This is a genomic window from Haloarcula quadrata, assembly GCF_003634715.1.
GTDB classification, from domain to species: Archaea; Halobacteriota; Halobacteria; order Halobacteriales; family Haloarculaceae; genus Haloarcula; species Haloarcula marismortui.
In genome coordinates, this window is the sequence record NZ_RBWW01000001.1 from 3,265,578 (window position 1) to 3,280,583 (window position 15,006).

18 protein-coding genes are annotated in these 15,006 nt (G+C 63.3%); 9 read left to right on the forward strand and 9 right to left on the reverse strand.

Going from position 1 to position 15,006, the window contains the following annotated elements:
- The first annotated feature begins 25 nt into the window (after positions 1-25).
- Positions 26-661 carry a ribonuclease HII gene (rnhB, locus tag BDK61_RS16900; RefSeq protein ID WP_121303844.1) on the forward strand — a complete coding sequence of 212 codons (636 nt, stop codon included), beginning with the start codon at positions 26-28 and terminating at the stop codon, positions 659-661.
- 34 nt (positions 662-695) lie between these two features.
- On the opposite strand, the gene BDK61_RS16905 is transcribed toward rnhB, so the two are convergent.
- Together BDK61_RS16905 and secF are read right to left on the reverse strand one after the other, a co-directional pair.
- The gene (locus BDK61_RS16905) at positions 696-2,252 is read right to left on the reverse strand and encodes a preprotein translocase subunit SecD (RefSeq protein ID WP_011224675.1); all 1,557 of its coding nucleotides are present in this window, start codon (positions 2,250-2,252) and stop codon (positions 696-698) included.
- The gene (secF, locus tag BDK61_RS16910; protein ID WP_004964432.1) at positions 2,249-3,112 is read right to left on the reverse strand and encodes a protein translocase subunit SecF; all 864 of its coding nucleotides are present in this window, start codon (positions 3,110-3,112) and stop codon (positions 2,249-2,251) included. The genes BDK61_RS16905 and secF overlap by 4 nt, the downstream gene beginning before the upstream one ends.
- A gap of 100 nt (positions 3,113-3,212) precedes the next feature.
- Here secF and BDK61_RS16915 point away from each other — a divergent pair, with 100 nt between their 5' ends.
- Entirely contained in the window at positions 3,213-3,527 is a 315-nt protein-coding gene (locus BDK61_RS16915; protein ID WP_004964436.1) for a hypothetical protein, read from the forward strand.
- A gap of 26 nt (positions 3,528-3,553) precedes the next feature.
- Here BDK61_RS16915 and BDK61_RS16920 read toward each other — a convergent pair whose 3' ends face one another.
- Both BDK61_RS16920 and BDK61_RS16925 read right to left on the reverse strand, forming a co-directional pair.
- Positions 3,554-4,021, reverse strand: coding sequence for a DUF5812 family protein (locus tag BDK61_RS16920; protein WP_058992799.1), 468 nt, complete (start codon positions 4,019-4,021; stop codon positions 3,554-3,556).
- A gap of 95 nt (positions 4,022-4,116) precedes the next feature.
- On the reverse strand, positions 4,117-4,662 hold the full coding sequence (locus tag BDK61_RS16925; RefSeq protein WP_007189193.1) for a hypothetical protein: 546 nt from the start codon (positions 4,660-4,662) through the stop codon (positions 4,117-4,119).
- 122 nt (positions 4,663-4,784) lie between these two features.
- Here BDK61_RS16925 and BDK61_RS16930 point away from each other — a divergent pair, with 122 nt between their 5' ends.
- From BDK61_RS16930 to BDK61_RS16940, 3 genes are read left to right on the forward strand one after another with little or no spacing between them, the layout of a single operon-like run.
- Entirely contained in the window at positions 4,785-6,095 is a 1,311-nt protein-coding gene (locus BDK61_RS16930; protein ID WP_121303845.1) for a glucose-6-phosphate isomerase, read from the forward strand.
- 23 nt (positions 6,096-6,118) lie between these two features.
- Positions 6,119-7,261 carry a CPBP family intramembrane glutamic endopeptidase gene (locus BDK61_RS16935; RefSeq protein ID WP_011224671.1) on the forward strand — a complete coding sequence of 381 codons (1,143 nt, stop codon included), beginning with the start codon at positions 6,119-6,121 and terminating at the stop codon, positions 7,259-7,261.
- Positions 7,262-7,317: 56 nt separating this feature from the next.
- Positions 7,318-7,464, forward strand: coding sequence for a CopG family transcriptional regulator (locus BDK61_RS16940; protein ID WP_121303846.1), 147 nt, complete (start codon positions 7,318-7,320; stop codon positions 7,462-7,464).
- On the opposite strand, the gene BDK61_RS16945 is transcribed toward BDK61_RS16940, so the two are convergent.
- Entirely contained in the window at positions 7,461-7,919 is a 459-nt protein-coding gene (locus tag BDK61_RS16945) for an NOB1 family endonuclease (RefSeq protein WP_004518436.1), read from the reverse strand. The two genes, BDK61_RS16940 and BDK61_RS16945, sit on opposite strands and share 4 nt — an antisense overlap.
- A complete protein-coding gene (locus BDK61_RS16950) occupies positions 7,920-8,159 on the reverse strand; it encodes a PRC-barrel domain-containing protein (RefSeq protein WP_004518435.1) in 240 nt (79 codons plus the stop codon).
- A gap of 197 nt (positions 8,160-8,356) precedes the next feature.
- On the opposite strand from BDK61_RS16950, the gene BDK61_RS16955 reads away from it, so the two are divergent.
- The 3 genes from BDK61_RS16955 to BDK61_RS16965 all read left to right on the forward strand — a co-directional run bounded on the left by BDK61_RS16955 (position 8,357) and on the right by BDK61_RS16965 (position 11,076).
- Positions 8,357-8,911, forward strand: coding sequence for a plastocyanin/azurin family copper-binding protein (locus BDK61_RS16955; RefSeq protein WP_011224668.1), 555 nt, complete (start codon positions 8,357-8,359; stop codon positions 8,909-8,911).
- A gap of 94 nt (positions 8,912-9,005) precedes the next feature.
- On the forward strand, positions 9,006-10,811 hold the full coding sequence (gene infB / locus BDK61_RS16960; RefSeq protein WP_004964455.1) for a translation initiation factor IF-2: 1,806 nt from the start codon (positions 9,006-9,008) through the stop codon (positions 10,809-10,811).
- Positions 10,812-10,881: 70 nt separating this feature from the next.
- Positions 10,882-11,076 (forward strand): hypothetical protein, encoded by a 195-nt coding sequence (locus BDK61_RS16965; protein WP_007189199.1) that lies wholly within the window; start codon positions 10,882-10,884, stop codon positions 11,074-11,076.
- A gap of 56 nt (positions 11,077-11,132) precedes the next feature.
- On the opposite strand, the gene BDK61_RS16970 is transcribed toward BDK61_RS16965, so the two are convergent.
- The 3 genes from BDK61_RS16970 to BDK61_RS16980 all read right to left on the reverse strand — a co-directional run bounded on the left by BDK61_RS16970 (position 11,133) and on the right by BDK61_RS16980 (position 13,295).
- On the reverse strand, positions 11,133-11,486 hold the full coding sequence (locus BDK61_RS16970; protein WP_121303847.1) for a DUF5811 family protein: 354 nt from the start codon (positions 11,484-11,486) through the stop codon (positions 11,133-11,135).
- Between the two features lie 81 nt (positions 11,487-11,567).
- Entirely contained in the window at positions 11,568-12,038 is a 471-nt protein-coding gene (locus BDK61_RS16975; protein ID WP_121303848.1) for a pyruvoyl-dependent arginine decarboxylase, read from the reverse strand.
- A 42-nt stretch (positions 12,039-12,080) separates the two neighbouring features.
- The gene (locus BDK61_RS16980) at positions 12,081-13,295 is read right to left on the reverse strand and encodes an outer membrane protein assembly factor BamB family protein (protein ID WP_121303849.1); all 1,215 of its coding nucleotides are present in this window, start codon (positions 13,293-13,295) and stop codon (positions 12,081-12,083) included.
- Between the two features lie 362 nt (positions 13,296-13,657).
- On the opposite strand from BDK61_RS16980, the gene BDK61_RS16985 reads away from it, so the two are divergent.
- The gene (locus BDK61_RS16985; RefSeq protein WP_121303850.1) at positions 13,658-14,998 is read left to right on the forward strand and encodes a sugar ABC transporter substrate-binding protein; all 1,341 of its coding nucleotides are present in this window, start codon (positions 13,658-13,660) and stop codon (positions 14,996-14,998) included.
- Positions 14,999-15,006: the final 8 nt, after the last annotated feature.

Genomic DNA, 15,006 nt, shown 5'->3' on the forward strand with positions numbered 1-15,006 from the left:
TTCCACCGCCGTCCAGAGGACAGCCATGCGATTTGGCGTCGACGAGGCCGGGAAAGGACCGGTCCTGGGATCGATGTTCGCCGCCGCCGTCCGGGCCGACCCTGCGGCCCTGCCCGGCGGGGTCGGCGACTCGAAGGACATCAGGCCGGAGCGACGCGAGCGACTGGCCAAGGAAATCCGCGAATCGGCAGACGCCGTTGGTATTGCTGAAATATCTGTCGAGCGCATCGATGCCGACGAGACGGACATGAACACACTGACTGTCGAAGGGCAGGCAGAGGCCCTATCCGCGGTGGCCCGAGACGGCCTGTCAGGGACGGTCGACGCCGGCGACACCGACGCGGCGCGGTTCGGTCGTCGGGTCGCGGACGCAGTCGACGCCGACGTGGCTGTAACCGCGGAACATGGAGCCGACGAGACGGACTCGCTAGTCGGTGCGGCCTCAATTATTGCGAAGGTGGCCCGCGACACCCATGTCGCAGAGCTGGCAGCGGAGTACGGCGACGTGGGGTCAGGCTATCCCAGTGACCCGACAACGCGGACCTTCCTGGCGGACTACGTTGACCGACACGGCGAATTGCCGGCGTGTGCCCGCCGGTCGTGGTCGACGTGTGACGACGTGCTGGCAGCGGCATCACAGTCAACGCTCAGTGACTTTTGAGCGTCGTGAACTCGGGAGAAAGCGACCGACGGTGTCAGTCTTCGTCCAGCACGAGACTCCGGAGGATATCACCGTAGGCCGGGCGCGTCACGAGCACGCCGACCAGCACGCCGACGATGGTGATGATGGCGAACCCGGAGAGGTCGCCAAGCGAGAGGACCATCAGCGGACTCATCGCGACGATGGTCGTCGCCGCGGCCGCGCCGATGACCCAGAACGCCTTGCGGAAGCGGCTCTGGAACACGCGGCCCGTTTCAACTTTCCCCTGCTGGAGGATCTCGTCGGCGATAATGATGAGGTCGTCCACCCCCGTCCCGATGACTGCGATAAACCCGGCCAGATGCGAGAGGTTCAGCGGATACTGGACGAAGGCAACGAATCCGAGGAGGATGAACACCTCCGACAGCGCCGTGACGATCATCGGCAGGGCGACCTCTGGACGCCCGTACCGGAGATACACCACCAGGCTCACCGCGATGACGGCGAGAATGCCCGTCAGGAGGGAGCGCTGCTGGAACTCCTGAGCGAGCGCAGACGAAAGCGTCTGACTTTCGGCGCTGTCGAAGTCAAGCGGGGCCGGTAGCCGACCGGCCTTGAGTGCGAGTTCCAGCTCGGTCGCTTCAGACATATTGCTGGTCTGCATGATGAACTGCGGATTGTTGGCGAACTCACCGTTCCGATAGGACTGTCCCAGCCCCGGGTCGACACCACCGATGAACACCGGCTCGCCGTTCAGTGTCGTCACCAGGCAGTCTGCCTGTGAGTTCTGGAGGTTCTCGTGGTCGTAGTCCGAGTCGCGGCAGGTCGACCCGCTCCCGAAGCCGGCCTCGACCATGTCGTTCGCGTAGCGCTCGGCCACGCTTTGTTTGACAGTCACCGGGACGTGCGTTCCCTGCGTTTCGCTTCGCTGTGCTGCCCCGATACCCGCGAAGTCGCCCTGTGAGAGGACTTGCTCACGGACGTAGGAGCCGTTCTCAGTATTGTCGTGGACAGCGTACACGCGGACGACACCACGCTCTTCGAGCAAGCCGATGAGCTCCTCGCGCCCCCTGTCCGGGGCTGTGACGCTGATGAAGCTCCGACCACCCGGCGAGCTGACTTGCTGCACCGAACCCCCTGTCAGCGCCGATTCGCGCAGTTTGTCGTTGATAACCGACACCATGTTCTCTCGGGTGTCCCGGGTCACGCCAGGACGGACCTCGCTCGGTTCGTACCCTTCGGCTTCGAGTGCGGCTTCGACCTCTCCGGTGGAGACGTTGTTCGAGAACACCTCGACGGTCTCAGTCTGGTTCGAAACGCGCACGTCAATCGGGTCGAGACCCAACCGGTCCGCCGTCGCTTGTGCCAAGTCGGCCTCGTCTGCGGGTGCAACATCGACACCTTCAGCGGTAGTGCCAACGATCGGGGCCTGAATACGCGTCCCGCCGCTGAGCTGAATCCCGTACTGGAGGTTCGTCGACTGGTTCGCGGCCCCAGCTCCTTCAGTATCCGAGGTCCCTGGCGGAACGCCGGGGATGAACAGCGCGACGGCGCTGAGTAGCAACAGCGTGACCAGCGCAACGACGCGCCAGTTTTCCTTGAGTGTGCTCATCGTTTGACCCCCTCATACTTGTACCAGCGAAGCAACGTGACGTTAAGCATATAGGTGTTCATCAGGTCAGCAGCCAAGCCCACGACGAGAACGAACCCGATAGAAGCCATCAGTTCGATACCGAATATCGTCGCCGAAATCGCCATCACCGCCATCGCCGCCATCGACGTCAGCGTCATCGTCACACCGGTCCGCATCGCGCGGTACGTCGACTCGTAGAACCCACCGGAGCGCCGGAGGACGTGATTGTTCAACAGAATGTCTGAGTCCACACTGTAACCGATGAGCATCAGCAACGCGGCGACGGTTCCCAGTGAGAGCTTGATTCCGAGCAGGTTCATTACCGCGAGCGGGATGACAAGGTCCGAAAACGCCGACAGAACGACTGCGATGCTCGGTACGACCGACCGGAACATCGCAAAGACAAGCAAACTCATCCCGAGGAAGGCGACACCGATGCCGACGACCGCTAGCCGCTGGTTCTCCTGCCCGAATATCGGCGACGTGGTCCCGCTACCGAGGAACTCCATCTGATCGCTCGAACGCGCGGTTTCCTCGATTGGCTCCAGATTCGACGAATCAAACGTGATGATATACCGGTTCTCACCCTCGACCTGTTGGACGGAAACCACGGGTTCGTCGAACGTATTGTCCCTGAGCTCCGCCTGTGAGAGAGACGACTCGACGGTGAGTTCCGAACCGCCCGTGAAGTCGATGCTCGGAGAGACCGGCGCGCCGGTGACCAGATACCAGCCACCGAGCACCGCAAGCGCCAGACCGAGCACCACCAGCGGAACCGCCACCAGTTGACGGTTCGAATACTGGGTGTAATCGACTTCCGGGACCTCGAACTCGAACATGACGGAACGGTGTGAGACGGGCCGGGATAAGCCTTCCCAATCACTGCCGCTGACATCCGCTGTGCCGTACATCTATGCCAGTCTATCACGTATATCCGGTATGTCCGAGCGCGCAAGCAGGGTCGAACTCTCGTATCCAGCGGACCTCAGCGGGTGGGGTCGCGACAAAATAGACGGGTCGCCGTTCCGCGCGTACCTCCGGAAGACACACAACACCGCCACACCGGGCGACGTGTGGACAGAGTTTGTCGGCGTTGGCTGCTGTGGCGACACGCTGGACTTCCCGCTCCAGGTCGAATCCGTCGAGGGCGGGTCCGCGGTGACCGAAGACACCGAGTTCGTGTACACCGAGCGCGAGGCGTGTGGCATCGCCGGTGGCTGGCAGGTCCAGAGCGCCGCGGGCCCGACCGAATAAGAAGTCGAGGCGAGTGAGAGAACGCGTCAGTCCGGCAAGTAACGCACGCTGACAACGCCCGCTGCGGTCCGAACCTCGACACGGTCGACGCCGAGCCTGGCCGCCCGCGAGAGGGTTGCCTCGTCCTCGACAACATCCGTTGCGGCCTCGGCCGTCTCGTCTTCCGGAACCGTGAGGACGTGTACCTCGCCCTCACCAGCGCGTTCGACCGTCGTTAGCTCGCCGGGGGCCTGCTCGGCCGCGATTTCGGTCGTCTGGGCCGTCGGCGCGAGGTCGACCGTCTCGACGGGAATTGTGCGCCGCTCGGCGACCTCGGTGACGGTGTAGGTGACCTCCATTGGCGGCTCCGGTTCGACTGTTCCCTCCACTACTTCGCCGGCCTCAACGCCGGGATTGTCAGACAGTGTCAGCACCTGTGAGTCTGCGACGTTCCGAAGCGTCGCCGACCCGTCGTCGGCGTTCGTGACAAGAAATGTCCCTTCAATCGCTGTCATGGACACACGTTCGTGGCGGGCGTTCTTGCCCGTTTCGACCCGGGAACGGGCTGGAGTGGTATGCCGTAAGAGTGGACAGCCGTGGACTGGCGGTGCTACTTCAGCAGCCGGTGAGTCAGATATATCCCCAGCGTCGCGAGCATCGGCGGGACGACGCCGGCAATCGGCGGCAACGAGTAGAAGAAGCCGACGACAGCGCTCTGTGTCGGCTCTCGAAGCTCCGCCGGAGCGGAGGTCAACAGCGCGAGGTATATCGACCCGATGAACAGAAACGCCGAAAGGGCGAGGGCGCGGTCGTAGGCGACCGAGGATGCGGTCCGTCGATGGCGGCGCGCGACGGAGAGCACTGGAGCCAGCAGCGGCGCGACGAGCAACAGCCCGACGAACAGGAAGAAGCTCCGGGAGAAGGTGAACGTCCCGCCGCGGACGCTGCCGGTTTCGGCGAGTTGCGTTATCAGCCCGAACGAGAACACGAGCGTAATCGCCACGGACAGCAACAACGCGACCGGAACGTAGGCTTTGAACAGCAACGAGTCAGTGGCCCGGAACGCGTACGGGAATGCGCCGGGGAGCCCGTTGTACGGTTCGGGCTTGTCGTCGGCATCGGCTGTGACGGACTGCTCTGCCGTCGCGTCTGTCATACCTGATCCTTAGGCAAGCGCGTGGTTAAGCGCGGTGTTGTCTGGCCAGCGGTGACAACGGAGCCACGTCTGCTGCCATGCCGTCCGGGAGTTGTTTGTACCCGCCCGTCGACACCCCGAGTATGCACGTCGATATCGGAGCCGCGCTTGCCAGTGCCGCCGACCCGGGCGTCGAGCGGGCGACACTTGACGACCTGGACGAGCGGGTGGCCGCGGCCCACGAGCGAATCGAGCAGGGTCGAAACAAGGGCGAGTTCGGCTACGCCTCGCTGAACCTCCCCGAAGCAACCGATGCCGAGACCATCCACGACGCCGTCGCGCCGGTGGCCGACGCCGAATCGGTCATCACCGTCGGCATCGGTGGCTCCGCGCTGGGAGCGAAAACCATCACAGAGGCGCTGGCTGAGGACCCGGGCAGTCACGTCGTGCTGGACAACGTCGACCCGGAGCACGTCCGGCGGACGCTCGATGGCCTCTCACTCGCCGACACGGCCATCAACGTCGTCTCGCGTTCGGGGACGACGGCGGAGACGCTGGCAAACTTCCTCGTCGTCCGCGAGGCCTACGAGGACCGCGGCGTCGACTGGACCGAGCGAATCGTCGTCACGACGGGCGAGTCCGGCCCGCTCCGGGCGCTCGCCGATCAGCACGACCTGCCGACGCTGCCGGTCCCCGAGGGCGTTCCGGGCCGCTTCAGCGCGCTGTCGGCGGTCGGGCTCGTCCCGCCAGCCATCCTCGGTATCGACATCGAGGGGCTGCTTGCCGGCGGTCAGCAGGCGGCTGACGACCTCGCGCCGTCGCTGTATGACTCGCCGGCCTACGCCTACGGCGCGATGGCCTACGCGCTGGAAGAAGCGGGCGCGACGGTCAACGCCGTCATGCCCTACGCCGAGCGCCTGGAGTCCTTCGGCGAGTGGTTCGCACAGCTCTGGGCCGAGAGCCTGGGTAAGGACGGGCGAGGTCAGACGCCGGCGCGAGCGCTGGGCGCGACCGACCAGCACTCCCAGCTCCAGCTGTACCGCGCCGGCCACCGCGACAAGGTCGTCACGTTCGTCCGACCGCGCGAGCGTGCCGACGTGTCGATTCCCGACCCGGACCACGAAGACCTGTCGTATCTCGCCGGAACTGACCTCGGCGGCCTCATTGACGCCGAGTACGAGGCGACGGTGGCGAGCCTGCCGGCGGCTGACCAGCCGGCACTGGAAGTCGAAATCGACCGTCTCGACGCCGAAAGCGTCGGCGAATTGCTGTACGCGATGGAGGCGGCTTGTGTCCTCGTCGGCGAACTCGCGGACGTGGAGACGTTCACCCAGCCGGCCGTCGAGTGGGGCAAAAACGCCACGCGGGCGCTCATCCGCGGCGAAGCGACGGACGAGACGGCGGTCATCGACGAGCGCGAGCGACTGCGTATCGGCGAAACGGAGTCCCTTTAGGCCGGCGCAACGGACTGCCGATAATGGACGATACCGCCGCGAACTGGGGTGTTCTCGCCGCTGGCCTCGGTCTCGTCGTACTCGTCGCCACAGAAACCGGCATCGCTGGCTGGATGACACCGGCGACAACTGTCGGCCCGGTCACCGCCCGACAGGTCGCCGCCGCCGGCTTCGTCGTCGCCGCGCTCGCCTTCTCGCTTGTTCGTCACGGCGCACTCGACCGCAGACAGGCGGGTCTGGGCGCAGCAGGCGCGAGCATCGTCACAACCCTCGCCACGCTCGTCGCCTTCTTCGGGCCGGAGTTCCGTGCTGGCGTTGCGGCGACCGTCGGCATCGCCGTGTATCTCACAGTGCTGGCCGGGGGTCTGACGGTTGCGCTGGGCTGGGCGCTGGCGACCGGCATCCCGAACGACCGGCTGTACACGGTCGCCAGAGCGCTCTCGGTCGCAACGGGAATCGGGCTGGCCGGCTTCCTCGTGGGCACGGTGTTTGCCCAGTTCGTCGTTCTCGGGGTCGCGGCCGCAGGGCTTGTCAGCGCCACAGCGCTGGAAGGCGGGACTGTCACCGGCCCCGCGTATGTCACGCTCACTATCGGCATCGGCGTCGGATTCATCGGTTTCGGGGCGGCCGTCGCCAGCCGGCTAGACCGTACTTGGACCGACCTAGACCTGCAGCGCCCCGGTCTCCGTGACATCGGCTACAGCGTCGGCGGCGTCGTCGTCCTCATGGTCGCGCTGTTTGGCTTCAGTTACCTCATTCAGGCGCTCGGGCTCGAAGCGGCCCGGAGCAGCGTCGAGGAACTGGCCCGCGAGGACCCGTCATTCCTGCTCGTGATGGTCCCACTCGCGTTTCTGACTATCGCGCCGAGCGAGGAGTTTATTTACCGGAACCTCATCCAGAAGTACCTCTACGACGATTTCGGTGAATTTCAGGCGATTATACTCACCAGCGCCGTTTTCGGTGTCGTCCACTTCGGACAGTACGCCGCCGGGACGCCGACACAGACCGTCCTCTCGCTACTGCTAGTGTTCGTCCTCTCGACGCTGCTGGGCCTGAGCTATCTCAAGACCGAGAACCTGCTCGTGCCCATCTTTATTCACGGGGCGTTCAACGCAATCCAGTTTCTCACATTGTACATCGAGATTACAGGAAATCCGGCGATCTGAGGTGTCTGACCGCTGTCTGACGGGTGTTTATGCGACCTACTGTTGTATGCGGTGACATGGCTCGGCGGTTCACTATCGTCTGTGATGACGACCAAGCGCGGAGTGTCGAAACGCTTGCGCGGCGCTACGGCATCACAGAGGCGGAAGTGCTGTCGCAGCTAGTCGAGCTCGGGCTCAACGCCCGAGACGAACAGACCGTCTAAGCCGGGTTTTTCCGCGAGAGCGAACTTCCACAGATGGGACAGCGGTCGCGGTTCTCGTCGAACTCGCGGCCACAGCCAGCACACTGGAACAGCCACTCCCGCTGTTCGGAGATCCCCTCACGGGCGATAACTTCGACCGCCACATCGAGTTTCTCCGCGACGTTTTGCATCGCGTAATCGTCCGTGACGAGGCGGCTGTCGAGTTCGAACGCGGCCGCAATCAGCCGGATATCGGTTTCCGAGAGCTCCGCCAGATCACCGGTCTCGCTGGCAGCGCGCTCGATGCGCTCAACAGTGTTGTCCTCGGGAATGTGAAGGTGCATCCCAGAGCCTTCGAGCGCGTCAAAGCGATAGGCGGCCTCGTCCTCCAGTTCTTCTCTGACGAGTGGAATCGTTGCTATCTGCTCGTCGGTGTGATACTCGTTGATAAATGCCGAGGAGTCAAGAACGTACATCTAGCGTTTAACGATCATGTGGTCTTTCACTGCCTTGACCCGCTCAACCGGGACAAGCAGGCGGCCCTGGTCGCTGTACTCGAAGTTTGTGTTACGGAGCGACTCCGCGGGGTCGATAACGAGGTTGTGCAGCGCGCCCGAGGAGAAGTCCATCGTGATGTTGTAGAGACTGCCGATCTCCGCGCCATCAGTCCCCATCACGTCTTTCCCCGACAGGTTTTCTGCGAGTATTGCAGCCATACCTCCTTGTTCCGAACGAGGTTACATAAACGCCACGGGGATATCCGACGAGAGAACGATGGTCGCCGACAGCGACAGTCACGGATAGAAACGCTGGGTAAGCAAGTGTTGAGAGTCCCAGTGGAGTCGTTCTGTGACCGGGATCGCACAGTCACAGTAGGCAGCAGCCCTAAGCGGCAGGCATCCTACGAGTACGCATGGACCGGAACAGGCGTCAGTTTCTCGGCGCGCTCACGGCCGTCGTTACCGGGACTATCGCGGGCTGCAGTGGTGGCGACAGCGGTGAATCATCCCCAACAGCGACGGCCACCGCTACGCAAGTATCAACCCGTACTGCGACAGCAACGCCGACTGATTCGGTGACGACGTCGACGGAGACCGCAACCCCAACCGAAACACCAACACCGACTGAGACTGCCACTTCGACCGAAACGCCGGCCTCCACTGGAACGTCGGTGGACGCCGAACAGGAGGTCGCCGTCGCGCCGGGAAGCTTCAGTTTCGCCCCGGAAACGTTCGAGGTCCCCGCTGGAAGCACCGTGCTGTGGGTCTGGGAGGCCGGCGGCCACAACGTCAAATCGACCGCGACGCCGGAAGGCAGCGACTGGACGGGGACGCCCGGAGACGACGGAAAGACGTACAGTTCCGGCTACGAGTACGCCTACACGTTTGAGGTCCCCGGAGAGTACGAGTACCACTGCGTCCCTCACCAGAGCATCGGCATGACAGGGTCATTCACTGTAACCGAGTGACGCCCGCTTAGCCCCACGTTCGGTTGCGTGCGTTTGATGACGACGAACTTAACTGCCACCGACGACTCGGTTCTGACAACTTCTGGAGCCATCTATGTCTGACACGGACCCCACAACAGCCACCGACGACACCCTGCGGACGCCCATCGTCGCCGTTCTGGGCCACGTCGACCACGGGAAGACGAGCCTGCTCGACAAGATCCGCGGTTCGGCCGTCACCGCCGGCGAATCGGGCGCGATTACACAGCACATCGGCGCGACAGCCGTCCCGCTTGACGTGATTTCCGAGATTGCTGGTGACCTAGTCGACCCGACGGACTTCGACCTGCCCGGCCTGCTGTTCATTGACACGCCGGGCCACCACTCCTTCTCGACGCTCCGTTCCCGCGGTGGCGCGCTCGCCGACATCGCCATCCTCGTCGTCGATGTCAACGACGGCTTCCAGCCCCAGACGCTGGAGGCCATTGACATCCTCAAGCGAACCCAGACGCCGTTTATCGTCGCCGCAAACAAGATTGACACTGTCCCCGGCTGGAACCCTAACGAGGGGCAACCGGTCCAGCAGACGATGGACGCACAGTCCGACCGCGTGCAGTCCGACCTCAACGAGAAGCTGTACGAGATTATCGGCGAACTCTCGGACAACGGCTTCTCCGCGGATATGTACTGGCGCGTCCAGAACTTCCAGGCCAACATCGGCGTCGTGCCGGTCTCGGCCGAAACGAGCGAGGGCATCCCTGACCTGCTGACGGTGATGATGGGGCTGTCCCAGCGCTACATGAAAGAGGAGATGGAAATCGACACCAGCGGTCCCGGTGTTGGGACTGTCCTCGAAGTGAAAGACACCCAGGGGTTCGGGACGACGCTCGACGCCATCATCTACGACGGGACCATCCGCAACGACGATACCATCGTCGTCGGCGGGCTGCAAGGGCCGATCATCACTGACGTGCGTGCGCTGCTTCGGCCACGCCCGCTCGAAGAGATCCGGACCGAACAGGAGTTCGAGCAGGTCGACCAGGTCGCCGCCGCCGACGGTGTCAAAATCGCCGCGCCGGAACTCGGCGATGCGATGGCCGGCGCGCCGATCCGCGTCATCCGCGACCGCGACCGAAGCGAGGTCATCGCCGAGGTGGAGGAGGAACTCGCCGAAATCGAAGTGACGACACAGGAAGAAGGGGTCGTCATCAAGGCCGACACGCTCGGGTCGCTGGAGGCCCTCTCCAGTACGCTCGAAGAGGAAGAAATCCCGGTGATGCGGGCCGAGGTCGGCGCGGTCGCACCGCGGGACGTGCGAGTCGCCGAAACGGCCGGCGAGTCGACCAATCAGGCGATTCTGGCGTTCAGCGTCGACGTGCTCGACGACGCGCGGGACCTCGCCGAACAGGAGGACGTGAAACTGTTCGAGGACGACGTCATCTACCAGCTCGTCGAGTCCTACGACGACCACGTCACCGCCATCGAGGAGGCCCAGCAGGAGCAGATTCTGGAGAACATCACCCGCCCGGCGAAGTTCCGCATTCTGCAGGATCACACCTTCCGCCAGTCCGACCCGGCCGTCGTCGGCGTCGAAATCCTCTCCGGTGAACTCCGTCGGAACGTCAACGTCGTCAGGTGGGAGAACGGCGAGGCGAACCGCGTCGGGACTCTCAAAACGATTCAGGACGAGGGCGAAGACGTCGACTCGGCCCGCGCCGGTGAGCGCATGGCTGTCTCCATTCAGGGGCCGACCGTCGGCCGCCAAGTCGAGGAAGGCGACGACCTCTGGGTCGAAATCCCCGAAAAGCACGCAAAGATTCTCGAACAGGAACTCAAGGAAGACATCTCCGTCGACGAGCGCGAGGCGCTGTCGATGTATCTGGAGAAACACCGGAACCGCGACCCCTTCTGGGGGAAATAGGCGGTACTCGGTGCGCTGTTTGCGCGAGTAATAATATTTAATTAGGAGGCGTGTCTCCATACAGACACGAATGCCTGGGTCCCTGTCGATGCCTGACCTCGTGCTTGCCAGCATCGCCCTCTCGATGCTACTGGCGTCGCTCGGTGCCGTGGTTACTTCGCTTAGCTTCGTCACGGCGCTGAGTGCCGGCAGCCTCCCAGCGACCGGCTCCATCGGCTACGCGCTGTTTTATGACCCGCCGGTCACCAGCGGCGGTCACGACTGATAGCAACGACTACGCGTCACCACGACTGTGCTGCAGAAAACTGAGAGCAGCGACTGTTACTGCGCTGTCGGCGACGTGTCGTCGCCCATCACTTGCTTGACCTGCAGAGCGGCGGAGGCGGCGATGCCCTGCGCGAGGTCGTCGCGCTCGGCATCGGAGATGCTCGCGCTTTCCGGGTCTTCCGGCGTGTAGTCAGCGCTGACGACCGACCCGACCGGAGGCTGGACTGCAATTGTGGCCCGTGGGCCCGTCGTGCTGTTACTGATTTCCGAGCCGACGACGAACTCGCCGGGCAGGAGTTCGCGGGTCCGGGCGGCGACGCTCGAGAGGTCCCGGCGGAGGTTCTCGCGCTGTTCCGCGGTCAGCGTCATTTCTTCCGTCTCCCCACCAAACGACGTATTACCGTACATGAATGTTCTCTGTCTCTATGGGGGGGAGCACTAAAAACCCAGTGTCGAGCACAGTTCTGACCGGCACCGTCGGCACACGCACTACACGATGGGGTGGCTCTCGCCGTAGGTGGCGAGAACGACGGCACTGGCGTACTCGGCGTCGTCGGACGCCGATTCAACGTAGACGTTCTCCTCGACGAACTCCCAGTCCCGAAGGTCCCGACCAGCGGCCAGCCCCTCACGGATTTCCATCCGGACCGCATCCTCGCTGGTGCCGTCGACCTCGTAGAAGATACCCGGCCCGTCCTCGCTACGGGCCCAGCCGATGCCCGCCGCGCCGCGTTCACCCGGTGCGACGGTCGCCGAGGACTGGACGACCTCTAGCGCTTCGCCGGGCGGCCCCAGATCCGGCGCTGTCTCAGTCACCTCGATAGTCGGTTCGGCAGGAATGACCGACGAGAGCGAGATGAGGTTGTAGTTGTGGACGCCCGCCTCGGCGAGTGCCGCGTCGTACGCGGCCAGCGCGGTCGGGCCGGTCGCAGTCCCCCATACGACCCGAATGGTACTCATAGGCGAGAGTCGACGGTCCGTGGTGTAAGGGGTTTCGCTTCGTTATGCCGGAACGAGTCCGTAGCACATCCCCGGGCGGTCGGGGTCGCCGTCGACAGCGCGTTCTGTGTAGTAGATGCCATCAGCGGTCACCAGCGGCGCACTCGTCACGTGGCCGCGGTTCTCAACGGTCCAGGCCACCGCACCCGAGTCCCACTCCAGTGCGTACAGCCGCCCGTTGTAGGACCCGACGAGTACGTGGTCCCGGGTGGCGACGACGCTCCCGATAATCCATCCGCCGGTGTCGTAGCGCCACAGTTCTTCGCCGCTGGCGAGATTGATTGCATACACGCGGTCGTCGTGGCTGCCGACGTAGACGGTGCCGTCGTTGACCGCTGGCGCACACATCACGTCGGCGTCGGCTTCGAAGGTCCACCGTTCCGAACCGTCGGTCACGTCGACGGCAGTGACTGTCTCAGCCCACGACGGCACGATGGCGGTCCCATCAGCAACGGCGATGGGGGCTTTCACGTCGCCGCCAGTGTCGTAGCGCCAGACCTGTTCGAGACCCGGAAACGACCACGCGTAGCAGTAGCCGTCGTTCGAGCCAAACAGCAGGCGGCCGTGCTCGCGGTCCAGTGCCACCGTCGAGTGGGGGTGGTCGGTCGGTCGGCTGTCGCGCCACTGCACGTCACCGGTCGCGGCGTTGACAGCGACAACGCTCCCGCTCGGAGCCGCGTGCTCGACAGCGACGTACAGCGACCCGTTGTAGTACGTCGGACTCGCGCCGATGGCATCGCCCAGGTCCGTCCGCCAGCGCCGCCGGCCGGTTTCGAGGTCCAGTGCCGACAGCGCGCCGTCGTAGGCCCCGATGTAGACGGTATCGTTGGCGATGGCCGGCGTGCCGTGGCTCCCTCGCGTCGCCTGTGTAATTGTTGTTGCCCACTGGACCTCGCCGTCCGGCGCGATGGCCCGCACGCGGCCGGTGTCGTCGGCCAGAATCAGGTCGCCAGTCGGTGCCAGCGCAGGGCTCCCTTTCGCCGCGGTGTGGTCCCCGCGGTTCGCCGGCAGTTCCCAGGCCCGCTCGATGGCGTCCGGAACGGACATATCCTGATGCCCCTGGTTCAACAGCCCCTGCCGGAACTGCGTGGCGGCGTGTTCATCGAGCGCCGTCGATGCAAGCGGATTGAACTGTGACTGACACCCCGCGACCGACCCGACTGTTGTCGCTGCGAGCGTCCCCAGAAATGCCCGCCGTGTCCGTCCGCGCTCTGTCACGGGCACCGATACCGGGCGGGGTGGCTTAAATCGCGCGGCGTTATGTGGGTCACAGGCGACCTGTGGAGTCTCGATGCAGGACCGAATGACGGCAGTCCGATCGAGACGGTTACCAGGTCTGCACGATTCGGTGAATGGTTCGTTCAAATCATGCCCCAATTCAGGTTTGTGAGCGAAATCAATCACGCAAAACAGTAGTTCCAAATTAATAAATAATATTACTATAAGATAGTTGTACCTTCAAATTCTATTTTAGACGCTGAAGAGCCAACAGAAAAGCTCATGCTATAAACTATGATATTTATCTTCATATTTAATAACCCCTATAATTTATAATCCATGGCTGTTTCGTGAGCGATTGTATGCAAGAGACTTCAAACCGCACTCGTCGAACGTTCATCAAAAGTGCCGGTGTCATCGGGGCAGCGGCGCTTGCTGGCTGCAGTGGCGGCTCCGATTCGAGCACCGAAGACGGCTCCGGTGGCGATAGTTCCGACGGTGAGAGTTCAGACGGTGCCACAACCGGCACTGGGTCGGAGACGATGGCAGACGAAATCGTGTTCTACAACGCCGGGTCGCTGGAGTTCGACCCCGGAACCGAAGCCAACATTGAACGCTTCGAGGAGGAGACCGGTATCTCCGTGGAAGTCAACGAGGTTCCGTGGAGCAACCTCAAGACCAGTCTGACGACGATTTGGCGGAACCAGGACAGCACCGTCGACGCGTTCAACGGCCCGACCTGGTGGCTGGCTGACTTCGTCAGTTCCGACTGGCTCGAGCCGATCGGCCTCGGAAGCGACCACATGAGCAAGTTCCCCGACTCGCTGAACGACCTCGTCCAATTCGACGGCCAGACCTACATGGCTCCCGAATTCGGGAAGTGGGGGAGCTACCTCTACGACCAGCAGTACCTGAACGACCAGGGCTTCGACGCGCCGCCGGACACGTGGGATGAGGTCCTGAGTCAGGGCGAACAACTATCACAGGGCGACAAATCCGGGTTCGCGTTCACCTGGGCCGGCAAGTCCGTATTCAGTTTCAAGCAGTTCCTCTACCAAGCCGGCGGCCAGCTATTCAACGACAGCTACGAGCCGGTGTTTGTCGAGGAAGGCAAAGAGGTACTGGAGTTCTTCAATGGGCTCCGTGAGCGCGGCATCATGCCTGACGGGATGTCCAGTCTCGGCGAGGGTGGCGTCGGTGACAACTTCATCGCCGGCCAGTACGCGACCGTCGAATCCTGGACGCCGCTTGGAGCCCGCGCAATTGACGAATGGGACGAGAACCGCATCGGCAGCGCCAAGCCACCGAAGGGGCCGGAAAGCCGTGCAACGTTCCAAGACACGAACGGCATCAGCGTCTCTGCGTTCTCCGAGCGGAAGGACGCAGCCAAGGAGTTCGCCCGCTTCATGACGACACGCGAGTCGTCCAAGAACAACATGCTCGTCGAAGGGAACCCGGCTGTCGTTCCGGAGGTGTACGAAGATGACGAGGTCCAAAGCGAGTACCCGTCCTGGCTGCTCGAAGACATGCGGTTCAACCTCGAGAACGCAAAAAGCGAGACGTACATGGCACAGCCACAGGTCGATGACTATCTGAACGAGCAGCTCACGCCGGCGCTGCTCGGTAACAAAGACCCCGAAAAAGCACTCAACGACGCCTACAGCAACATTGAGCGCCTCTACCAGGACATCGGTCTGCTCTGATTGACGCG